The sequence below is a fragment of the Sulfurimonas sp. genome (assembly GCF_023228785.1).
In the GTDB taxonomy this organism is placed as follows: Bacteria; Campylobacterota; Campylobacteria; order Campylobacterales; family Sulfurimonadaceae; genus Sulfurimonas.
In genome coordinates, this window is sequence record NZ_JALOAN010000018.1 from 1 (window position 1) to 20,998 (window position 20,998).

Sequence of the window (20,998 nt, forward strand, 5' to 3'; positions counted from 1 at the left end):
CTTCGCCTATTTAATAATCAACTTATCACAATATGACAATCTGAATAGTAACTATTACCATATCAATAACAACTACTCCTGTCAACTTAAGTATATATGAATTCCAACGCAGAGCATTGGAACTAGTTCGGACTCGACTGATGTAAAAGCTATATGAAGCTCAAGTATTGTTAGCTATAGGATATGAGAAGCTTATAGTGGAGGGATTTAGTTATTATTCCTAGGAGTAAAGCTTTTGAAATTAATTTGCCTATAATTAAGAAGTTCTAGACTATTACTACCAACTATGAAGATGATAGTGTTTATGTTCTACATTTTCGTGGTTATGTTTATGCTTATGGACTAATTGCGCTTTTATAAGTGTTGGCATATCTTCTAAAAGTGCATCTACTCTTCCGTCGTAAATAATCTCGTGATTTGCTCCAATAACAATAGCTCTATCTGCTAACTCTTTTCCTAGACTGATGTTATGAGTTGATATTAAGGCTGTAACATCTAATGAATCTAAAAACTCCACTAGCCAGCCTGTAGTTGGTGGATCTAGATGGGCTGTTGGTTCATCTAGTAGTAAGACCTCAGGTTCAGCGCAAAGCAAGGATGCTAAAAGCACTTTTTGTTTTTGTCCACCACTAAGTGAGAGTGGGCTTGATTTTAGAATATTTTCTATATCAAACTCTTTTGCATAGTGGTGCACTCTATCTTCTATATTATCAAAGCCAAAGTGCTTAAGCCCAAAGGCTATTTCATCATATACACTTGGATTAAAAAGCATGGAAGATGGATCTTGCATCTGCAATGAGATGCTTTTTCTAAACTCTTTTGAGTTTGCTTTTAGGTATTTTTTATTTACAAGATTCTCTTTAAAGTAAAACTCTCCACTTTTTGCATACAAAAGACCATTTAAAAGTTTAAGAAGTGTTGATTTTCCTGAGCCGTTTATTCCAAGAAGAAGTACTTTTTCGCCCTTGTCTATTTTAAAACTAACATCTTTTAAAACTTCTATCTCGTTTAGCTGAAAGTCTTGGTAGTTGTAGGAGAGGTTTTTACACTCAATCATCTATTAGTCCTCTTGAGCGAAGTCCCATACTTTGCTCGCTTGATTTGTGGAGCATTGTAGCAAAAAGAGTGCTAAGTAGTGGCTGGATCTGTTTTTTACTTAGTGATGCTCCTCTACTTTTAAGTCCATCGTAGTAGTTTTGTAGCATATTTTTAAGTAGTATAATTTGTGCGTAAGTAAAACCATACAAAATGGCTAAAACTTTGCTAAATTCTAGTGCTTTATGTAAATTTATGCGCCTAACTAGAGTAAATGTCAGTAAAGTTATTGCAAAAGCTCTAAGGTTTATAAGAACAAGTGCAAAACTATCTACAGGTATAAAGAAGCTATAGATTATGTAAGAAAGTGAGATACTAAGATTAAAAAGAGCAATAACTAATAGTGCTTTTTTGAAAATTTTGAATCTTGCTTTACCTCCAAGAACCATGGTAATAATTATGCTTGAGAGCATAATGAATTCATTATGAACAAAACCCAAACTCAATACAACAACTCCATAGGTAATGAGCCAAGATCTGTCACTCACCAAAAACACTCCTAAACTGAGTTCGTAAAAACTTCACACTACTTAGTGTAACCAAACCTTCAATTATGGCTATAAATATATGTGGAATAACTACAGAGGGTAGTGTAACGCTAAGTCCAAAAGGAAAATAAAGAGGAGTTTCGCCATCAGACGCAATAAGTGGTTGAATACCAAGAACAAGGGCAATGATTATTGATGGGAAAAATATACTACTCCATCCAGCCATAAATATCGCAATGTTTTTTGATCTAGATGCAAAAAGCTTATAAAACAAGTAGGAGCTAAAACTCCCAACAAATCCCATCGCTATAATGTTTATTGGGTATGAAGTGATTCCACCCTCTCCAAACAAAAGTGCTTGAATGAGCAAAACCAAAGAGATAGAACTAAAAGCTATCCATGGGCCAAAAAGCAAAGAGATTATGGCTATTCCACTTAGATGCATAGTAGTTCCACCAGGAAATGGAATAGCTATGAGCATCATCACAAAAGAGATGGCACTTACTCCTGCAATTAGAGGAATTTTTTCAGCGTCTATCTCTACTTTTTTATATGCTAGAGCTAAGAGAGATGCACTGATGGCAATTGCTGGGATATATGTTTGTGGAGATATAAAGCCATCAGGTATATGCATTCTTACTTCTTAAAAGAGTGAGCTAAATGTAAAGAGAAGTCTATAATCCTCTTTGCCCTCAGCCCCTTGTTGTAGATCTTCTTCATTTAAATTTGTCCATGTTGGTATTTTAACGCCAACTGCTACAGAAGTAGTTTTATAAGAGAGTCTTGCTCCTGGAGTTAAGTATATCATCTCGCCACCTGTTGCCTCAGCTCCCCTGCCATTTTCTATATCTCTTCCAAGATGCATGTAATTTGCTTCGATATTTAAATCCAAACGCAATTTACTAGCTGGTTTTGAGTATAGCATATAACTCAGCGCTGTGTTTACTCTAAATTCATCTCCAAAATCTACTTTGGTGCCATCAAAATGAGTATTTTCTAAAAATGTATTATACGACATATCTCCTACTAGAGTCCAGTCATTTCCAAACCACTTTGTAGCACTAACCCCAAACATAAAAGATGGCTCTCCAAAGCCAGTTTGCATACCTGAATCGATTAGTGATCCATCAGCAGTTGTAGCATCAGATTTTCCTGTTGGTAGAGTAAAACTAAACGATGTTGTAAAGTGCCAATCTTGCATGTCATCTAAACTCTCACTGCCTGGTGTAAGCATTAGTCCATCATCATATTTCATACCTAATACAAATTGAAACGAAATATCGTGAAAACCTGATGTGCTAAAAGCATCATCTTGCGATTTTACATAGTAAGGAACAAAAACATAGGCGCTAAAATATGAGTTAAACCCATAACCCAAACCATACATAAAATAATCACTTGACTCTGCTTCACCGTCTCGCGCACTAGTATATGTTTTATATTTTGCATGATCGACTTTTAAGTAAGCTAGTAGCGAACCCTCTGGCAGAGTTGAAGATGAAGTAGTCTCAAGTGGTGCACCAGGACCTTCTACTCCTGCTAAACTGATAGATGGAACCCCATGGTGTGCAAAAGCACTTGTTGAGAGTGCCAAAAGCATAGCATAGATTTTATTGCATTTTTTCATTTTTATTATCCTTTTTTTTAATGTAAATTAGTCCAAAAATACCAAGAAGTATCATGAGACCAATAAGTGCTTTTAGAAGTGTATTGTTACTGTTTGTATCAACTTGAGCTTGCATATCTTTACCAACTTCTATATCAACAATCTTTCCATGCCCATCCTCGGAAAATGCTTTTACTTTCCATTTTCCATCAATGTTTGGCAAAAAAGAGACACGAGAGAGTGCATCAGATCTGCCAACAGCAAATGGAATCTCGCTATTGGGTGCATATACTTCATAGTTTTGAAATGAAAAATCATCCTTTTGTGAAAATGAAAAAGAGACAACTACACTCTGCTCTTTTGAGATAGTGTGATTAAGATTATGCGAAAAAAGAAGCGTTGTAAAAATAACTAGCAAATAGATTGTTTTCATTTTAAAACTTTTATATTTAGTGTGCTTGAGTGTATAATCTCATCACTCTTAATGCCATCACCTTTAAGCGTTAGAGAGGCTTTTATATTTTGAAGTCCGGCTTCTTGGATCCGTATATTTATCTTTCCATCTTTATCGCTAACACCCTTAACTTTGTCTGCATATGCCACACTTACACCAGCTCTAGATTTGCCATCATAAGTAACTAATAATCTCGCTTTATCTCCTACTTTTATATTTGAGAGCTTGTTGGTTAGACTTAATTCTAGTCCCTTGTTGAAAATTTGCTCAGAGTCATCACTATCGATCCTTTTAACAGACTCTATACTCTTAAAGCTACTTATTGCCATCTTAGTTTCATCTTTTGACTGCTTTTTTGTGCCATATGGTGTTTTTGTATAGTAGACTTCATTTAAAAGTACAAAGAGAGTGTCACAATTAGCTTTTAACTCTTTACTCTCTACCTCAAAAACTCCTAAATTGCTAGAGCAAAAAACTCTATCGATATCCTCTTTTTTTATCTCTTTTTCTTCTCCATGCGAATGATTCATATGCATATGTCCATAGTGAACAACAAGTGCGTCATCGATCCACATATCGTGAGCGAAGAGTGAGTATATAAGTGCTTGTGTTATTATTATTTTTTTAATCATGGCGAGATTATGAGATATAAATGGTAAAATCATTCTAAAAAAAGTGAGGTCTTATCTAGAAATGGAACAAAAGCTTTGTTTTTACTGTAATAACAGGCTATATCAGCTTAAAAATAGAGTGGTTAAATGCTCCTCATGTGCAAAAAAATATAGTCTTTTAAAATTACAGCGTGATCTTAATGTAGTTGATACCTTTGTAGAATCAGCCACAGCAAGAGCATGTGCCATAAAACTAGATCTTAGTTATCAAGTAGTTTTTAACAGATATGAGTATATGCGAAAGCTACTTATTCGCCATTCGCATGATTATTATGAGTACAAAAGAGAGAGATTTGATGAGTTTGAAGAGTATATGTATATATGTAAAAGCAAAAAAAAAGATTACTCTAGCATTATTCAATCACAAAATTTTATAACTTTTGCATATGAGGAGAAAGTATATACATTTTTGCTTCCATCATTAAAGAGGTTTGGGACAAAAGTTGAAGATGCAGAATCAAAAGTAGCACATAAAAATGAGTTCAAAAAATTTATGTTAACGAACCGTATCTCTAAACTAAAAACTAATGAGAGTACAATTACAAAATTTTGGAGATTTTTTGAAATCTTTATAACACCGTATAAAGGTGTTAAAAGTGAATATTTTTTAAGTTATTTAAAAGAAGCGGAATTTAAATTTAACTATACAAAAAAAGAGCAAAGAGGGATTTTAAGAGATCTATGGAGAAGTAGATCTACTATGTAAATAAAGCTGTCTCAACGCTCCAAATATGATCCATTTGTTGCATATTTGATTGTTTAAGCCTTTTTAAAAAGTACTCTCTTGAGACTTCTTTTGCACCTAAACTTTTAAGATGTTCTGTTGGTACTTGAGCATCTATAAAATCATAACCCCACTCTTTTAAATGTTTAACAAGCATAGCAAAAGCCGACTTTGATGCATCGCTTTTGTGGCTAAACATAGACTCTCCACAAAAGACTCCACCGACAACTACACCATAAAGTCCACCCACTAATTTTCCCTCATAGTAGGTCTCCACAGAGTGTGCTAAACCCAAATGGTGTAACTCTTCATAAGCTTCTATGATCTCATCTTGTATCCAAGTATCTTCTTGAGATTTTCGTGGAGTTTTTGCACAATGCATCATTACATCTCTAAAGTTTGTATCAAACTTATACTCAAATTTTTTCATACTTTTTTTTAAAGATCTGCTTAGTTTAAAATCGTCAAGATCTAAAATAAGTCTGGGGTTTGTTGACCACCAAATTATGGGATCATTTTTGCTATACCAAGGAAAAATCCCATTTTGATAGGCTCTTATGAGTCTTGATGGATTTAGATCTCCTCCCCATGCTACGATGCCATCTTCATTAGCATCTCTTGCATCAGGGAAGTCTAACGTATACTTATTTAGCTTTGGAATCATCTAGTTGTTTAAACCTTAGTATGAGCTTGTCTTTAAAGCCAACTTCAACCTTACCACCATTTTTTAGTTTACCAAAGAGTATTTCATCGCTTAACTTATTAGTGATGTTATCTTGTATATATCTCTTTAATGGTCTAGCCCCCATCTCTTTTGAGTAAGCACTTTTAGCTATAAATTCTCTTGCATTTTCTGAGATAGTTATAGTCACTTTCTTCTTTTTCAAGTCACCATTTAATTCGTTAATAAATTTAACTACTACATCTTTTACGGTCTCTAAACTCAATTGTTCAAACTCAACAATAGCATCCAATCTATTTCTAAACTCAGGAGTAAAAAATGACTTTAACTCTTCATCTTTAGCTATTGAAATATCTTTATTAAATCCCATAACAGATCTCGCACTCGCTCCAATATTTGAAGTCATAATGAGAATAACATTTTGAAAATCTGCCTTATATCCGTTGTTATCAGTTAGAGTTGCATTGTCCATGATCTGAAGTAAAATATTTACTAGATCTGGGTGAGCTTTTTCTATTTCATCGAGAAGTAAAACTGTATAAGGATGTTTCTTTATAACCTCTGTTAGAAGTCCACCTTGCTCATAACCAACATATCCAGGAGGTGCTCCAACAAGCCTTGAGAGAGCGTGTTTTTCCATATATTCACTCATGTCAAATCTCTCAAAATTTACACCTAGTACTTTGCTTAGTGAGTGTGCTAGTTCAGTTTTACCAACTCCTGTTGGACCTGAGAAAAGAAATGAAGCTATAGGTTTGTTTGCTGGAGTAAGACCTGCTTTAGAGATTTTTATGGCTTTTGTAACCTCTGCTATTGCCTTGTCTTGACCTATAACTCTTAACTTTAGTTCGCTCTCTAAGTTTATAAGCTCGTTTGTCTCATCTTTACTTACTTTAGAGTTTGAAATGCCTACAATTTTAGAGATCGTTCTTTCTATGTCCAGAGCTGTAACTTTTCTGTTTTTTCTATCTTTAAGATGAAAAGATGCGGCAGTCTCATCTATAATGTCTATTGCTTTGTCAGGTAAAAATCTATCTGTTATATACCTTTTTGATAGATCTACTGCACTCTTTAGTGCCTTTTGTGTATAAGTTACATTGTGATGATCTTCATATCTGCTCTTTAGTCCTTGAAGTATTTTATAGCTCACTTTTGCAGATGGTTCGTCAATATCGACCTTAGAAAATCTTCTACTAAGAGCCTTGTCTTTTTCAAAACTATTTCTATACTCTGCAAATGTTGTAGCACCCATGCAAGTTAGCTCACCAGAAGCTAGAGCAGGTTTTAACTGGTTTGCTGCGTCCATAGTTCCACTTGTAGATCCCGCACCTATTAGAGTGTGGATCTCATCTATAAACAAAATTGCATTTGGATGTGCTTTTAACTCATCCATAACACCTTTTAAACGCTTTTCAAAGTCGCCTCTATACTTCGTTCCAGCTAACATGGCACTTAGATCTAGTGCGAAGAGTTCAGCCTCTTTTATAATCTCTGGTACTTCACCACTTACAATGCTTAGAGCCAAGCCCTCAGCAATTGCAGTCTTTCCAACTCCAGCTTCACCAACTAATATAGGGTTATTTTTCTTGCGTCTACAAAGTATTTGTATAACTCTGCTTATTTCACTATCTCTTCCAATTACAGGATCTATCTTACCCTCTTTAGCTTTTTGCAAAAGATTTATAGAAAACTTACTTAAAAATGATTCGTCAACTTTAGTCTCTTTATTTTCACTATGCGAGATTAGCTCTAAGATATCTAGTTTTGATATACCATGCTCACTTAAAAGAGTGTAACTAAAGCTCTTTTGCGCATCAAATAAAGCAACTAATAAATCTCCCACATCTGCATTTTGTTGTCCAGCACTTTGAAGATGGATAATCATATTGTCAATGAGTCTTGATAGTGCTACAGTCTCATATGGATCTTGATCGATATTTAAAGGAAGAGGATCTATGCTAGTTGAGATGTAGATGCCTAGAGCCTCTTTCATCAACTCAATATCTCCACCACACGCTCTGATGATGTCTGAACCTTCTTTTGAGTTTAGTAGTATAAAAAAAACATGCTCAATTGTGAGGTATTCATGTCTTAAACTTTTTGCATATAAAATTGATTTTTGAAATATATCATTTAAACTAGTACTTATCATTTTACTCTTCTTCCATTACTGCTTTTAGTGGAAAACCACTCTCTTTTGCTTTTTTATGCACTTGCATAACCTTAGTCTCGGCTATCTCATGAGTATAAATACCACAAAGACCTCTATTTTTTTTATGAATCTCAAGCATAGTCTGCTGTGCATCTGAGAGACTTTTATGAAATATGCTAATTAGAATATCGACCACAAAGTCCATTGAAGTATAGTCATCATTTAGTAAATAGACCTTGTATTTTTTAGGATATCTGATTTCTACTATAGTTTCTTGTTCTAAATCTACTCTTGTTGCCATCTCTATCTGCTCGCCTGTAGAAAATCTTTTATAATATCTTTTGGATTCTCTAGTCCCATAGATACGCGAACAAGACCATCAGATATACCTAAAAACTCTCTCGTTGCTTCATCAAAATCCCTGTAGATTGTAGATGCCATATGAAGAGCTAGCGTTCTACTGTCGCCAATGTTAGCAGTTAGAGTAGCTAGTTTTGTTTTGTTTAAAAATTCAAATGCTTTTTCTTTAGTTTTAAAGTCTATACAAAACAGAGATCCACATCCATTTTTAAAATCATTCAAATACCTTTGATGATGTTCGTGTGAGCTTAGAGAAGGATGATTTATATCAAGCCCATTTTTGCTTAGCTCAGAGCTTACCACTTCTATACTCTGTGATATTCTTGAGAGTCTAAGAGGAAGTGTCTCTAGTCCTAACATCGTCTGATAACTAGCATGTGCAGAAGCACTCATCCCAAAGTCTCTTAAAGCTCTTTTTTTAGCATTTGCAAAGAGTGCTATTTTGCCTGTGCCTTTGATAAACTTTTGCAAAAACTCATATCTTGGAGATTTTAGTTTGTCCTCGCCCTCATTAATTGCACGAAAAACTGCGCAACCACCAAGAGCAGATGAGTTTCCTGAGATAATTTTTGTAGTTGAATAAACACTAATATCAGCTCCAAGAACCAGCGGTGAGATGCAAAGAGGAGTTGTAGTGTTGTCAATTATGAGAAGAACACCATGTTTATTTGCAATAGAAGCTATTTTTTTAATATCTGGAAGCTTCATGTTTGGGTTTCCAACGCTCTCTAAAAAGATAATTTTTGTGTTTTCATTTATTGCATTCTCAATTGAGTCAAAGTCATCAACATCAAAAAAATGTGGCTTAATCCCAAAGCGAGAAAGAGTTTCTGAAAAAAAAGCGTAAGTTCCACCAAATAGACCTCCTATAGAGATGATCTCATCGCCCATTGAGACAATAGACATAACAGCAAGTGTTGTAGCTCCCATGCCTGAACTTGTAGCAATTGCACCGACTCCGCGATCCATCTCTGCCATTATGGACTCTAGCCTTGCATTTGTTGGATTTCCCATGCGAGCGTAGAGTGGTTTTTTAATACTTCCATCAAAGATGCCCTCGGCAATTTCAGGTGTCAAGTAGGAAAAAGATGCAGAAGATGTTATAGCAGGACTTACTGCCCCATCTTTACTTCCCACTGCTTGGACAAATTTGGTACAATACTCTTCAAAACGATTCATTAATATGCCTTATATAATTGTAAGGGATTATACCAAAGTAGAGATAAATGTGAAAAAAAGAATTTTTGTTACAGCCACAAACACAGATATAGGTAAGACTTACACTACAAAACTGCTTTTAAGAGAGTTTGCAAGTCGCGGTTTTAGAGTTGGCGCTATAAAACCCATTGAGACTGGAGTGATAGATGCAGATGCCAAAGATGCGAAAGAGCTTTTTAGTGTTTTAAAAGAGCTTAACTCTGAATTTAATGAGCTCTCCATAGAAGATATAGTGCCCATAACTTATGAGCTACCAGCCTCTCCCTTTGTTGCATCGGGTGGTGAAAAACTAGATCTAGACAAAATTAAGAGATCTATAGAAAAACTAGAAAGATATTGTGATATTCTCATAATTGAGGGTGCTGGAGGGCTTTTTGTTCCAGTAGATGCAGATCTTGTTATGCTAGATCTCATAAAAGAGTTTAACGCTTCAGCTCTTTTAGTTACTCATTGCTCACTTGGATGCATAAACGATACACTGCTTAGTAAAAGAGTTTTAGAAGATGCCAAGATAAAACATCAAGTTGCATTTAACTGCCGTGAGGAAGATGAGAATTTTGAGGTAATATCTTTACCTTACTTTTTAAAGAGTGGATTTGAAGTTATGAAAGTTGAAGAAAATATTGACACTATTTGCGATGTCTTGTATAATCTCTAAACTTTATTTTAAAAGATGAATATGCAACATTTAATACGCACAGATGACTTTAGCATTGATGAGATAGAAGCTCTTTTTGTAGATGCAAGAGAGTTTAACAAGGGTTTATTTGAGAGAATTTTACAAGACAAGATTGTTATAACACTCTTTTTTGAAAATTCAACTAGAACTAGAAGCTCTTTTGAGATAGCTGCAAAGAGGCTTGGTGCTGAAGTTGTTCATCTTGATGTTGCAAAAAGCTCAACACAAAAGGGCGAGACTTTAGTAGATACTGCAATGAATCTTGATGCAATGAATCCACACGCTATGATAGTTCGCCATCAAAATGCAGGTGTGCCAAAAATCCTCTCAAACCACACCAGATCTGCCATTATAAACGCGGGAGATGGTGCTCACGCTCATCCAACTCAAGCACTTCTAGATCTCTTTACTTTAAAAGAGCACTTTGGAGATGTAGGGGGCAAAAAAATAGCCATAGTTGGAGATATAAAAAACTCAAGAGTTGCAAACTCAAACATAGAGCTTTTAACTCGCTTTGGCATGGAAGTTATCTTGGTCGCTCCTCCGCACTTTTTACCAAAAACAAAATTAAGAACTACTCACTACTTAAAAGAAATCATAGATGAGGTTGATGTTATTATGAGTCTTAGAACTCAAACAGAGAGACACTCTTCACAGAGCTATGCTTCACTAAAAGATTACGCTAGTGACTTTTGTATCACAACAGATCTAGTAGGAGACAGAGATATAGTTCTTCTGCATCCTGGACCCGTTCATAGAAATGTAGATATTTGCGATGCACTGCTTGCAGATGAGAGATGCAAGGTACTAGAGCAAGTTACAAACGGTGTCTCAATTAGAATGGCGGTTTTAAAAAAACTCATTTATAATGTTTGAAAAACTAAACGCACTTGGAAAAAAAAGAGTACCTTTTTTAGTTATAAGTGACTTTTTGGCTTCAAAAGTTGAAGTTATAAAGCTCGCTGATTTGCATCTTCATGATATTGAATTTTCTATAGATCAAGAGTATACTTTTAAAAAACACAACGAGATCTTTGTCAAAGAGAAACCTGACTTTAAAGCTTATAAAGAGAAGTTTGACAAAGTTATAGAACATATAAAGTCTGGAAATACCTATCTTTTAAACCTAACCGCACCCACTAAAATAACCTCAAGGCTTACTCTTAAAGAGATCTATAAAAATGCTAATGCAAAGTATAAACTAAGGTACAAAGATGAATTTGTCTGTTTTTCACCTGAGAGATTCATCACAATAAAAGACTCGTACATCCACACTTATCCAATGAAGGGTACTATTGATGCATCCACTGAAAATGCAGAAAATAAAATTCTAAGTGATGCTAAAGAATTTGCTGAGCATACTATGATAGTAGATCTGCTTAGAAATGATCTCTCTATGGTCGCGCAAGATATAAAAGTGGAAAAATTTAGATTTGTTGAGATGATAGATGCTGGAGAGAAAAAACTTTTACAAGTTAGCTCTCATATTAGTGGGTTTGTAGGATCTTCTTGGCATGAGAGAGTGGGAGACATAGTTCAAAAGCTTTTACCTGCTGGAAGTATAAGTGGAGCGCCTAAAAAGAAAACTTTAGAGATTATAGAAGAAGTAGAATCTTATGAAAGAGATTTTTTTAGTGGGATCTTTGGTCTTTATGATGGAGAGAGTTTTGATAGTGGCGTTATGATTCGCTTTATTGAGAAAAACAAAGATGCCTATGTTTATAAAAGTGGCGGAGGTATCACACTAGATAGTGAGGCAAAACTTGAATATGATGAACTCAGAGACAAGATCTATCTTCCTTAAGTCTATGAGAAATATTACACAAAATTTTATATATTTTTTACTCTTAATAGCCTTTCATCTAGGTTTACTACACCTTTTTATTTTGGGATATTATGCTCTTTATTTTGTGATTCTATTTTTTATCTCTTATGGAGTTTATAGATTTTTTAAAAATATCTCTTATCTAATTCTTTTTATGTTTTTAGTGCTAGTATTGATTTTTACAAATACTCAGATATATGAAGATATGGTTTTTGAGAGTTATCTATATTTTAACGCAACACATTTGAGAATCTTCGTTAACAGTGAAGTTTTATACGCACTTTTGCTACTTCATCTTATCGTTTTTATTAATTTAAAAAAGTTTGAGAAGATTTGGGCTATAATGAACAAAAAAATATTTAGGATTTGAAATGTATATAGAAGAATTAAAGTTTTCATTGTGGGCTGATTTTATTGAGAGAGACTATCTTGATGGTGAATTTAAAAAACTTGTAAAACATGGCACTATTAACGGTGCTACTTCAAATCCAGCAATATTTAAGAGTGCAATTTTGACTTCTAGTGCATATAAAGAGCAACTCGCATCATTAAAGGGACAAGATCCTAAAGCAAAGTATGAAGCAGTTGCAATATTTGATATTCAAAAAGCAGCAGATATCTTAAAACCACTCTATGACAAAGGTGATGATGGATATGTAAGCATAGAAGTTGATCCATTTTTTTGTGATGATGCAGATGCTACCACAAAAGAGGGTAAGAGACTTTTTTGTGAGATAGGTAGAGAAAATGTGATGATAAAAGTTCCAGCTACAACTGCTGGATATATTGCCATTGAAGAGCTTGTCGCAGATGGCATCCCTGTAAATGCAACACTTATCTTTAAAAAAGATCAAGCTATCTCTTGTGCTAAAGCAATTGAGAGAGGACTTCAAAGGTACAAAAAAAGTGTAAATAGCGTAATTAGCATTTTTGTAAGTAGAGTAGATCGCGCTATAGACGCAAGGTTAAAAGAAGCAGGAGTTGAAGTCGCTCTTAGTGGGATCTACAACTCAGCTGACATATATAGTGTTATACAAGAGATGAATGTAGAGGGTTGTAGAGCTCTTTTTGCAAGTACTGGTGTAAAAGATGACACACTTGAAGCCTCTTACTATGTAGATAAACTACTCGGATACAACTGCGTAAATACCGCACCAATAGAGACCATAAAAGCTTTTGATGAAACTGAGATAAAAGAGCAAACTTTGCCAATAGATCCAAACATTATAAAAGAGCATTTTAAAAGAGTTAAAGATGCTGGAATAGATCTAGATGAGGTGCTCGATGGGCAGATTGAAGATGGACTTGTTTCTTTTAAAGAAGCATTTAAAGACATATTGGAGTCATTATGAAAAATGAAGTTGATGTCTCAAAGTTAACTTTTGCCCAGCTAAATAGAATAAGATCATATCTTAAAAAGATGATAGAGTTAAAGGGAAGTGACCTTCATGTAAAAGCAAACTCGGCTATAAGAGCTAGAATAAATGGAAACATTGTTCAGTTTGCAGGAGATATATTTTCCAAAGAGGATGCTTTAACATTTGCAAAAGAGCTTCTAAAGGGAAGATTTAACGAGTTAGTTGAGAACAAAGAGATAGATCTAGTCTATCCATTTGATGAGAGAAATCGCTTTCGTGTAAATGTTTTTTTTCAGATGGATGGAGTCTCTGCCGTTTTTCGCGCTATTCCTATCACTATCCCAACTTTGAGTGAGTTGAAGATGCCTGAAGTTGTAAGAGAGCTTGCAAACAAAGAGAGAGGGCTAGTTCTTGTAACTGGTGTAACGGGTAGTGGTAAATCAACTACGCTTGCCGCTTTAATAAATGAGATCAACTTAACAAAGAAAAAGCATATCATCTCTATAGAAGATCCTATAGAGTTTGTTCACAAAGATAAGGGTTGTATTATAAATCAACGTTCAGTTGGACAAGATACACTCTCATTTGATAAAGCTCTTCGTGCAGCTCTTCGTGAAGATCCAGATATTATTTTAGTTGGAGAGATGCGAGATCGTGAAACAATTAACCTTGCACTTCACGCTGCAGATACAGGACACTTAGTTTTTTCAACTCTTCACACCATAGATGCAAAAGAGACGATAAATCGTATTATCTCAACTTTTCCAACAGATGAGCAAAACCGTGTAAGACTCTCGCTCTCAGGTGTAATTCAAGGCATAATCTCACAAAGGCTCATTCCTACAATAGATGGTGGAAGGGTAGCGGCTATGGAAGTTTTAGTTCGCACCCCAACTATTGAAAAACTAATTATGGAAAATCGTGATTATGAGATAAAAGATGCAATAGAAAAAGGTAAAGAACACTATAAATCTCAAAGTTTTGATCAACATATTTTAGAGCTCTATAACAGTGGCATTATAACAAAGGAAAAAGCAAAGGATAATGCAACAAGTGCATCTGATTTGGAGCTTAGAATGAGTGGACTAGTCTCTTCTAAGACTACAAAAAATCCAAATTCAGGTAATAGCAAAGAGACAGATTTAAATCAAGAAGAAGATATCTTCGATTTAAAGTAGAATTTAAAGCTTACTTGTGTATAATTCCAAATATTTTTTAATTAAGGATTTAATATGTTAGAAGGCATAATTAGAGAGAGTATTGGCAAAAAGGGCACTAAGGCTCTTCGTCGTGATGGATATCTAATTGCTAACATCTACGGAAAAGGGCTTGAGAATATCAATGCTGCATTCAAAATGAATGAATATATCCGTACTGTTCGCAACAAAGATACTTTAGCATTTCCAGTTTCAGTGAGTGGTAAAGAGATGAATGTTGTAGTTCAATCATATGAAGCACATCCTGTGACAGGTATTTTACTACATGTTGATTTAATGGTAGCACAACCAGGTGTTGTAACTACTTACAATGTTCCAGTAGTTCCAGTAGGTGAAGCAATTGGTCTTAAAAACAAAGGTCTTGTTCACAAAGCTAAACCTCGTTTAACTGTAAAGGGAGCTATAGAGAATGTTCCAAGTAAGTTTGAGATAGATGTTACTAAGATGGACGTAGGTGATTCTAAACTTGTTCGTGATCTTATAGCTATTCCTAATGTAGTTATGTGTGATGCTGATCGTGTTGCAGTAGTAAGTATTATCAAAGCTAAGTAGTGATGCTAATAGTCGGACTGGGTAATCCTGGCCCGGCATATTCTAAAAATCGCCATAATATTGGGTTTATGGTTATAGATGAGCTAGTTCGAAGAAATAGTGCTCAAAAAATATCTTCCTCGTCATTTAACGCTGAACTCTTTAAGTTTTCAAATCATTTTTTATTAAAACCACTTACCTTTATGAACCTCTCTGGTAACTCAATTGCTGCTGTAAAAAACTTCTATAAGATTGATGATGTGCTTGTAATACATGATGATTTAGATCTGCCCTTTGGAGCCGTTCGTTTTAAGCGAGGTGGTGGTCATGGCGGACACAATGGACTAAAATCAACTGATGAGAAGATCTCAAAAGAGTACGCAAGAGTAAGGCTTGGCATATCAAAGCCAGAGCATAAAGGCGAAGTTTCATCTTATGTTTTAAGTGATTTTAACGAAGAAGAAAATAAGCATTTATCTAGCTGGATAACCCATGTATGTGAAGCTATAGAGCATTTAGAGACTTCTTCTCTTGAAGATGTTAGCTCAAAGTACTCAGTTAAACAATTTTCGCTAAAATAAGATTTAATTTTTAATACTCTTAGACTCATTTTTTGAGAAGGAATAATTTGCTATTATTTAAATATATCTCTTTTCATTACTTGAAATTCTTCTTTATAATACTTAGTGCTTTAGTGATGTTTTTAGTCGGTTTTGATTATATGGATAATGCTGACTCCCTATCTGAATCTGCTAACTTAATGCTTATCTACCTTGTGTATAAGGCTTTTTTTGCCATTGATATGCTCTTACCACTCTCTTTGATTTTTGCGATGATTTCTACAAAGATTTTTCTTATTCGCTCAAATGCCTTAGTCTCCTTTTACTCCCTAGGTTATTCAAGAATTGATGTTTTAAGACCTTTTGTTGTAGTTTCAACTCTTGTTATAGTTTTGTTTATATCGCTTCATTCCCTTTCTAGTTTTTCTCGTGCAGAAGAGTTTTCTAAAAATATTCGAAAAAATTCAGCATATCTAAGCCCTACAAAAGATCTCTTCTTTACACACAAAGATAAGTATATATACTTCTCCGAGATGCTACCTCTTCAAGAGAAAGCTAAAGGTATTAGAGTTTTTACTATCAAAGACAATGTCCTAAAAGAAGTCATAGTGGCATCATCTGCTGTTTATAGAGATGACTCTTGGTATATAAGAAAAGCAGACATCATTACAAAACCAGATGATATGAGTTTTGACTCTCCGGGTATGAGGATAAAAGAGGGCAAAGGATTGAAAATACTAGAAGGTTTTAGACCTAAGATGCTAGATCAAGTATATGAGGGGAAGGTAAACTTTACTATAAAAGATGCCATAGATGCACTCTTTTTACTAAAAGATCAAAATATAAATATAAGTGCTATAAAAGGAGCGCTCTATAAAATTTTTATATATCCATTTTTTGTTCCTTGCTTGGTTGTAATCATCTTTTTCTTTGTTCCAATTAGTGTTAGGTTTTTAAATGTATCTCTTTTTAGTTTTGGTGCGATTCTTGCAACTCTGCTTTTTTGGGGAGTTTTGTTTATGCTTATAGAGATATCAAACAACAAAATAATACCTAGTGAGGTTGGAGTTGTAGCCCCTGTGGTTATACTCTTTTTAATAGCCTTGCGACAATGGCGAAAGTATCGCTTAAGAAGATGACGTAATAGTTGTTTTGACATAACAAAAACATAAGCACTTATAGGATAAAATCACTTAAAAATTATTTGGAAATTTCATATGAACTTTAAACAATTAGCATCAAAATACAAAACACCACTATATGTCTATAATCTTGATTATATGAGCGAGAGATATAAAGAGCTAAAAGAGGCATTTAAAGGCAGAAAATCAATCCTAGCTTACGCTGTAAAAGCAAACTCAAATCTTAGCGTGGTTAAACACTTTGGAGATCTGGGAAGTGGGGCGGACTGTGTCTCTATTGGTGAAGTTCGTCGTGCTTTAATGGCTGGAATTCCACCGTATAGAGTTATCTTTTCGGGTGTTGGAAAGAGTGATAACGAGATCAAAGAAGCGATTTTAAGCGATATTTTATATATAAATGTAGAGAGTGAAGCTGAACTATTTCGTGTAGAGCAGATCGCAAAAGAGTTGGATAAAGTATCTCGTATAAGTGTGAGAGTAAACCCAAATATAGATCCAAAAACTCACCCTTACATCTCAACAGGACTACATGACAACAAGTTTGGAGTAGATATAAATAGCGCTAAAAGAATGTATATCTTAGCTAAAAATTCTGCTTCACTAGATCCTGTAGGTATCCACTTTCATATAGGCTCACAACTAACACACTTAGAGCCAATCTATGAGTCAGCAGTTATTGTAGCAGATATGGTTCGCTCACTTGAAGCCATAGATATAGAACTAAGATTTTTTGATATTGGTGGTGGACTTGGTGTGACTTATGATTCTGAGGTGACGATAAAACCATATGATTATGCACAAGCTATTCTTGGCGCTATAAAGGGACTAGATCTGACAATCATCTGCGAGCCAGGTAGGTTTTTAACTGCAAATGCTGGATACTTTTTAACTAAGGTTTTATATGAAAAACAAAATGGAGATAAGAAGTTTGTGGTAGTTGATGGCGCTATGAATGACCTGCTTCGTCCTAGTCTCTACAACGCTTACCATAAGATAGAAGCACTAGTAGAAGATAAGAGTAAAACTAAAGTGGTAGATATTGTCGGTCCAGTTTGTGAGAGTGGAGACTTTTTTGCAAAGAACTATGAACTACCAGAAGTAAAACGAAATGATTTACTAGTTATTCATAGTGCCGGAGCTTATGGCTTTGGTATGGGAAGTAACTATAATACAAGAGGTAGAAGTGCTGAAGTTGCGGTAAAAGGCGGCAAAGATAGGCTCATAAGAGAGCGAGAAGAGTTTGAAGACATCATAGCCTTAGAAAAACAATTTTTGGAAGAGTAGATGTACTTTATAGATGTTCAAGGCACACTTATAAGCGATGAGGATAAATCTCCGATTCGTGGAAGTATAGAGTTTATAAAGAGATGTAATGAGAAAAATATTCCATATATGGTTGTAACAAACAACACTAAGAGGGCATCAAAAGATTTTTACAATTTTTTAATCTCACAAGGTTTTAATTTTAGTTTTGATAAGTATCTAGATCCACTTATGATGCTTGAGTCTCGCGTAGGAAAAGACTCTGTTGCTGCTTATGGTGCTGATGAATTTTTAAAAACTCTCAAAGGTATGGGATACAGCTTAGACTATAAAAATCCAAAAACAGTTCTTTTGGCTATTAAAGAAGATTTTACCAATGAAGACTATGCGCAGATGATAGAGTTTTTACTTGGGGGTGCAAAATTAGTTGGTATGCATGAGACTTCTATCTATGCAAAAAACTCTAAGAGATACCCTGGAGTTGGAGCGATTTTAAAGATGCTAGAGTTTGCAACTTCTACTAGTTATGAAGTCGTTGGAAAGCCAAGTGTTGCTTTTTATGAAGAGTCTTTGAGTGGTTTAAAAAAACAAAATCCTCAAGCTAGATTTTGTGATATTACTATGATAAGCGATGATGTTAAAGGAGATCTTTGTGGAGCAAAAGAGATGGGAATAAAGACCTTTTTTGTAACAAGTGGAAAGTATAAAAATGAAGCAGAGATAGTTCCATTTTTAGATCCAGCCCTAAGACCAGATAAAACCTATGCAGATATGCAAGAGATTTTGGAGGAGCTATGAAGAGCTTAGATGATTGTAGAGTAGCTATAGATAAGTTAGATTCACAGATGCTAGATCTACTCAATGAGAGAATGAGAGTAGTTCACAGAGTAGGCGAGATAAAAAAAGAGTCTGGCGGCGCTATTTATAGACCAGAGAGAGAAAAAGCCATCATTGACAGGCTTGAGGCTCAAAGTAAAGAATCTAGTGGATTACTAAATAGAAGTGCTATTGCAGCTATATTTTTAGAGATCTTTGCAGTTTCAAGAAACCTAGAAAAACCAGAACTCATAGCCTACTTGGGACCTGAGGGAACATTCACACATCAAGCCGCAGAGAGCCGTTTTGGTGCTATGAGTGACTACCTCTCACTAGGATCTATCTATTCGGTATTTAAAACTCTTGAAGCAAAAAGAGCTAAGTTTGGAGTAGTGCCGATAGAAAACTCAAAAGATGGAATAGTTGGGGAGACTCTAGATCTGCTTGCAAAGAGTAGTGTGAAAATAGTCGCAGAGCTCTATATGCCCATACATATGTCTTTTGTCACAAAGGCAACAAAGCTTAGTGATGTAAAGAAAATCTACTCAAAAGATAAAGGTTTTGGACAATGTAGAGAATTTTTATCTGAACATGGGCTTGTAAATGTTGAGCAGATCCCAGTTGACTCAACTGCAAAAGCTGCAATACTTGCAGCACAAGATAAGAGTTCAGCTGCTATCTGTTCTCACATAGCAGCAAAACTCTATAGCGTTCCAACAATGTTTGAAAATATAGAAGATGAACATGATAGTTCTACTCGTTTTGTTATTTTAAGTGACTTTAAAAACGCTATAAGTGGAGATGATAAAACCTCTATTTTGGTAAAACTAGAAGATGCAGTAGAAGCCGGTTCACTAGTGCATTTTCTAAAAGATTTTGATGATGAAAATATAAATCTTTCAAAGATAGAATCTCGTCCATCAAAAGGTAATGTAGGTTTTGGTTATTGGTTTTATATAGATTTTTATGGGCATATTGATGAGGCTCATATTCAAAAAGTGCTAGCAAAGCATGACGCTGAGGTGACTTGGCTTGGAAGTTATGTAAAGGGTGAAGATGAAATTTAATACTAAGATGAAAGATATTAAAAACTATGAAGCTGGAAAGCCTATAGAGCTTGTAGTGCGTGAGTTTGGGATTGAACCAAAAGATATTGTAAAGCTTGCCTCTAACGAGAATCCTTATGGATGTTCTAGTAAAGTAAAAGATGCTGTCTCAAATATTTTAACAAAAATGTCACTCTACCCAGATGACTCTATGATGGATTTAAAAGCGGCACTTGCAAAAAGATTTGATTTAAAAGATGAAAATATAATCATTGGCTCAGGAAGTGATCAAGTTATAGAGTTTTTAATTCATGCAAAAGCACAAGAGGGTACGAAGATTCTTATGAACTCTATCACATTTGCAATGTATGAGATCTACGCTAAGCATGTTGGAGCTGAGATTTTGCGAACTGTTTCACAGGAGCATGATTTAGATGAATTTTATGAGATCTATAAAAAAGAAAAACCTTCTATTATTTTCATATGTACACCAAACAATCCAACAGGTGATGCGATAGATGCACAAAAACTATTTGACTTTTTGATGAAGATAGATAGTGATACTTTGGTGGTAATTGATGGTGCTTATATGGAGTATGCAATCTCTAAGGATTCAAAAAAAGAGGTAAAGCCAAAAGAGCTTATAGAAGAGTTTGAAAATGTAATCTACCTAGGAACTTTTTCAAAAGCTTATGGACTTGGCGGTATGAGAATTGGTTATGGACTAGCTTGTTCAAATATTATAAAAGAATTATATAAACTTAGACCTCCATTTAATGTTACAACGCTCTCACTTGAAGCTGCAAAAGTAGCTCTTGGTGATGAAGAATTTGTTAAAAATAGTGTAGTTGCTAACTTTAGTGAGATGAAACGTTATGAAGAGTTTGTAAACGAGAAAAAAATAGATATAATTGAGAGCTATACAAATTTTGTTACTTTATGTCTAAATCCGAGCCAAAACTCTTCACAAATCGCAAATTTGCTTTTGAAAAAAGGGATGATTGTAAGAGATTTAAGTAGTTATAACATGAATGCTATTAGGGTAACAATTGGAACAAAAGAGCAAAACAGCCGCTTTTTTGAGCTGATACAAGAGATATTATAAACGGGA

23 protein-coding genes are annotated in these 20,998 nt (G+C 34.7%); 13 read left to right on the plus strand and 10 right to left on the minus strand.

Going from position 1 to position 20,998, the window contains the following annotated elements:
- Positions 1-277: 277 nt before the first annotated feature.
- From M0Q24_RS06065 to M0Q24_RS06090, 6 genes are read right to left on the minus strand one after another with little or no spacing between them, the layout of a single operon-like run.
- On the minus strand, positions 278-1,057 hold the full coding sequence (locus M0Q24_RS06065) for an ABC transporter ATP-binding protein (RefSeq protein ID WP_295048467.1): 780 nt from the start codon (positions 1,055-1,057) through the stop codon (positions 278-280).
- Complete coding sequence (locus tag M0Q24_RS06070) at positions 1,050-1,583, minus strand: hypothetical protein (RefSeq protein WP_295048469.1); 534 nt, start codon at positions 1,581-1,583, stop codon at positions 1,050-1,052. The genes M0Q24_RS06065 and M0Q24_RS06070 overlap by 8 nt, the downstream gene beginning before the upstream one ends.
- Entirely contained in the window at positions 1,576-2,217 is a 642-nt protein-coding gene (locus tag M0Q24_RS06075) for an energy-coupling factor ABC transporter permease (RefSeq protein WP_295048471.1), read from the minus strand. Before M0Q24_RS06075 ends, M0Q24_RS06070 begins: the two co-directional genes overlap by 8 nt.
- Before the next feature lie 9 nt (positions 2,218-2,226).
- The gene (locus tag M0Q24_RS06080; RefSeq protein ID WP_295048474.1) at positions 2,227-3,210 is read right to left on the minus strand and encodes a transporter; all 984 of its coding nucleotides are present in this window, start codon (positions 3,208-3,210) and stop codon (positions 2,227-2,229) included.
- On the minus strand, positions 3,194-3,622 hold the full coding sequence (locus M0Q24_RS06085; protein ID WP_295048476.1) for an LPXTG cell wall anchor domain-containing protein: 429 nt from the start codon (positions 3,620-3,622) through the stop codon (positions 3,194-3,196). Before M0Q24_RS06085 ends, M0Q24_RS06080 begins: the two co-directional genes overlap by 17 nt.
- Positions 3,619-4,275 (minus strand): DUF4198 domain-containing protein, encoded by a 657-nt coding sequence (locus M0Q24_RS06090; protein WP_295048478.1) that lies wholly within the window; start codon positions 4,273-4,275, stop codon positions 3,619-3,621. Before M0Q24_RS06090 ends, M0Q24_RS06085 begins: the two co-directional genes overlap by 4 nt.
- A gap of 61 nt (positions 4,276-4,336) precedes the next feature.
- On the opposite strand from M0Q24_RS06090, the gene M0Q24_RS06095 reads away from it, so the two are divergent.
- A complete protein-coding gene (locus tag M0Q24_RS06095; protein ID WP_295048480.1) occupies positions 4,337-5,020 on the plus strand; it encodes a transposase in 684 nt (227 codons plus the stop codon).
- Here the strand turns inward: M0Q24_RS06095 and aat are convergent.
- The 4 genes from aat to M0Q24_RS06115 are packed head-to-tail and all read right to left on the minus strand — an operon-like array spanning position 5,013 to position 9,411.
- Positions 5,013-5,702, minus strand: coding sequence for a leucyl/phenylalanyl-tRNA--protein transferase (aat, locus tag M0Q24_RS06100; protein ID WP_295048482.1), 690 nt, complete (start codon positions 5,700-5,702; stop codon positions 5,013-5,015). The two genes, M0Q24_RS06095 and aat, sit on opposite strands and share 8 nt — an antisense overlap.
- Complete coding sequence (gene clpA / locus M0Q24_RS06105; RefSeq protein ID WP_295048484.1) at positions 5,683-7,872, minus strand: ATP-dependent Clp protease ATP-binding subunit ClpA; 2,190 nt, start codon at positions 7,870-7,872, stop codon at positions 5,683-5,685. Before clpA ends, aat begins: the two co-directional genes overlap by 20 nt.
- 1 nt (position 7,873) lies before the next feature.
- On the minus strand, positions 7,874-8,173 hold the full coding sequence (locus M0Q24_RS06110; RefSeq protein WP_295048486.1) for an ATP-dependent Clp protease adaptor ClpS: 300 nt from the start codon (positions 8,171-8,173) through the stop codon (positions 7,874-7,876).
- A 2-nt stretch (positions 8,174-8,175) separates the two neighbouring features.
- Entirely contained in the window at positions 8,176-9,411 is a 1,236-nt protein-coding gene (locus tag M0Q24_RS06115; protein ID WP_295048488.1) for an aminotransferase class I/II-fold pyridoxal phosphate-dependent enzyme, read from the minus strand.
- A 49-nt stretch (positions 9,412-9,460) separates the two neighbouring features.
- On the opposite strand from M0Q24_RS06115, the gene bioD reads away from it, so the two are divergent.
- The 12 genes from bioD to hisC all read left to right on the plus strand — a co-directional run bounded on the left by bioD (position 9,461) and on the right by hisC (position 20,992).
- On the plus strand, positions 9,461-10,108 hold the full coding sequence (bioD, locus tag M0Q24_RS06120; protein ID WP_295048490.1) for a dethiobiotin synthase: 648 nt from the start codon (positions 9,461-9,463) through the stop codon (positions 10,106-10,108).
- Between the two features lie 21 nt (positions 10,109-10,129).
- The gene (locus tag M0Q24_RS06125) at positions 10,130-11,005 is read left to right on the plus strand and encodes an aspartate carbamoyltransferase catalytic subunit (protein WP_295048492.1); all 876 of its coding nucleotides are present in this window, start codon (positions 10,130-10,132) and stop codon (positions 11,003-11,005) included.
- Positions 10,995-11,933 (plus strand): aminodeoxychorismate synthase component I, encoded by a 939-nt coding sequence (locus M0Q24_RS06130; protein WP_295048562.1) that lies wholly within the window; start codon positions 10,995-10,997, stop codon positions 11,931-11,933. The genes M0Q24_RS06125 and M0Q24_RS06130 overlap by 11 nt, the downstream gene beginning before the upstream one ends.
- Positions 11,934-12,325: 392 nt before the next feature.
- On the plus strand, positions 12,326-13,306 hold the full coding sequence (locus M0Q24_RS06135; RefSeq protein WP_295048495.1) for a transaldolase: 981 nt from the start codon (positions 12,326-12,328) through the stop codon (positions 13,304-13,306).
- Positions 13,303-14,490 carry a type IV pilus twitching motility protein PilT gene (locus tag M0Q24_RS06140; RefSeq protein ID WP_295048497.1) on the plus strand — a complete coding sequence of 396 codons (1,188 nt, stop codon included), beginning with the start codon at positions 13,303-13,305 and terminating at the stop codon, positions 14,488-14,490. The genes M0Q24_RS06135 and M0Q24_RS06140 overlap by 4 nt, the downstream gene beginning before the upstream one ends.
- Before the next feature lie 54 nt (positions 14,491-14,544).
- The gene (locus tag M0Q24_RS06145; RefSeq protein WP_295048499.1) at positions 14,545-15,081 is read left to right on the plus strand and encodes a 50S ribosomal protein L25/general stress protein Ctc; all 537 of its coding nucleotides are present in this window, start codon (positions 14,545-14,547) and stop codon (positions 15,079-15,081) included.
- Between the two features lie 2 nt (positions 15,082-15,083).
- Positions 15,084-15,641, plus strand: coding sequence for an aminoacyl-tRNA hydrolase (gene pth / locus M0Q24_RS06150; protein ID WP_295048564.1), 558 nt, complete (start codon positions 15,084-15,086; stop codon positions 15,639-15,641).
- Positions 15,642-15,688: 47 nt separating this feature from the next.
- Positions 15,689-16,759 (plus strand): LptF/LptG family permease, encoded by a 1,071-nt coding sequence (locus M0Q24_RS06155; RefSeq protein WP_295048501.1) that lies wholly within the window; start codon positions 15,689-15,691, stop codon positions 16,757-16,759.
- A 78-nt stretch (positions 16,760-16,837) separates the two neighbouring features.
- Positions 16,838-18,046 (plus strand): diaminopimelate decarboxylase, encoded by a 1,209-nt coding sequence (gene lysA / locus M0Q24_RS06160; RefSeq protein WP_295048503.1) that lies wholly within the window; start codon positions 16,838-16,840, stop codon positions 18,044-18,046.
- On the plus strand, positions 18,047-18,823 hold the full coding sequence (locus tag M0Q24_RS06165) for an HAD-IIA family hydrolase (protein WP_295048505.1): 777 nt from the start codon (positions 18,047-18,049) through the stop codon (positions 18,821-18,823).
- Positions 18,820-19,908, plus strand: a complete 1,089-nt coding sequence (pheA, locus tag M0Q24_RS06170; RefSeq protein ID WP_295048507.1) for a prephenate dehydratase — start codon at positions 18,820-18,822, stop codon at positions 19,906-19,908. Before M0Q24_RS06165 ends, pheA begins: the two co-directional genes overlap by 4 nt.
- A complete protein-coding gene (gene hisC, locus M0Q24_RS06175; RefSeq protein WP_295048509.1) occupies positions 19,898-20,992 on the plus strand; it encodes a histidinol-phosphate transaminase in 1,095 nt (364 codons plus the stop codon). Before pheA ends, hisC begins: the two co-directional genes overlap by 11 nt.
- Positions 20,993-20,998: the final 6 nt, after the last annotated feature.

What these genes read in the sequence shown, in the direction of transcription:
- aat (WP_295048482.1), bottom strand. Translation starts at nt 5,702, where the DNA reads ATGATTCCAAAGCTAAATAAGTATACGTTAGACTTCCCTGATGCAAGA.
- M0Q24_RS06090 (WP_295048478.1), bottom strand. Translation starts at nt 4,275, where the DNA reads ATGATTAAAAAAATAATAATAACACAAGCACTTATATACTCACTCTTC.
- hisC (WP_295048509.1), top strand. Translation starts at nt 19,898, where the DNA reads ATGAAATTTAATACTAAGATGAAAGATATTAAAAACTATGAAGCTGGA.
- M0Q24_RS06140 (WP_295048497.1), top strand. Translation starts at nt 13,303, where the DNA reads ATGAAAAATGAAGTTGATGTCTCAAAGTTAACTTTTGCCCAGCTAAAT.
- lysA (WP_295048503.1), top strand. Translation starts at nt 16,838, where the DNA reads ATGAACTTTAAACAATTAGCATCAAAATACAAAACACCACTATATGTC.
- M0Q24_RS06080 (WP_295048474.1), bottom strand. Translation starts at nt 3,210, where the DNA reads ATGAAAAAATGCAATAAAATCTATGCTATGCTTTTGGCACTCTCAACA.
- M0Q24_RS06110 (WP_295048486.1), bottom strand. Translation starts at nt 8,173, where the DNA reads ATGGCAACAAGAGTAGATTTAGAACAAGAAACTATAGTAGAAATCAGA.
- M0Q24_RS06115 (WP_295048488.1), bottom strand. Translation starts at nt 9,411, where the DNA reads ATGAATCGTTTTGAAGAGTATTGTACCAAATTTGTCCAAGCAGTGGGA.
- pth (WP_295048564.1), top strand. Translation starts at nt 15,084, where the DNA reads ATGCTAATAGTCGGACTGGGTAATCCTGGCCCGGCATATTCTAAAAAT.
- M0Q24_RS06085 (WP_295048476.1), bottom strand. Translation starts at nt 3,622, where the DNA reads ATGAAAACAATCTATTTGCTAGTTATTTTTACAACGCTTCTTTTTTCG.
- M0Q24_RS06095 (WP_295048480.1), top strand. Translation starts at nt 4,337, where the DNA reads ATGGAACAAAAGCTTTGTTTTTACTGTAATAACAGGCTATATCAGCTT.
- M0Q24_RS06125 (WP_295048492.1), top strand. Translation starts at nt 10,130, where the DNA reads ATGCAACATTTAATACGCACAGATGACTTTAGCATTGATGAGATAGAA.
- clpA (WP_295048484.1), bottom strand. Translation starts at nt 7,872, where the DNA reads ATGATAAGTACTAGTTTAAATGATATATTTCAAAAATCAATTTTATAT.
- M0Q24_RS06145 (WP_295048499.1), top strand. Translation starts at nt 14,545, where the DNA reads ATGTTAGAAGGCATAATTAGAGAGAGTATTGGCAAAAAGGGCACTAAG.
- M0Q24_RS06065 (WP_295048467.1), bottom strand. Translation starts at nt 1,057, where the DNA reads ATGATTGAGTGTAAAAACCTCTCCTACAACTACCAAGACTTTCAGCTA.
- M0Q24_RS06135 (WP_295048495.1), top strand. Translation starts at nt 12,326, where the DNA reads ATGTATATAGAAGAATTAAAGTTTTCATTGTGGGCTGATTTTATTGAG.
- M0Q24_RS06165 (WP_295048505.1), top strand. Translation starts at nt 18,047, where the DNA reads ATGTACTTTATAGATGTTCAAGGCACACTTATAAGCGATGAGGATAAA.
- M0Q24_RS06075 (WP_295048471.1), bottom strand. Translation starts at nt 2,217, where the DNA reads ATGCATATACCTGATGGCTTTATATCTCCACAAACATATATCCCAGCA.
- pheA (WP_295048507.1), top strand. Translation starts at nt 18,820, where the DNA reads ATGAAGAGCTTAGATGATTGTAGAGTAGCTATAGATAAGTTAGATTCA.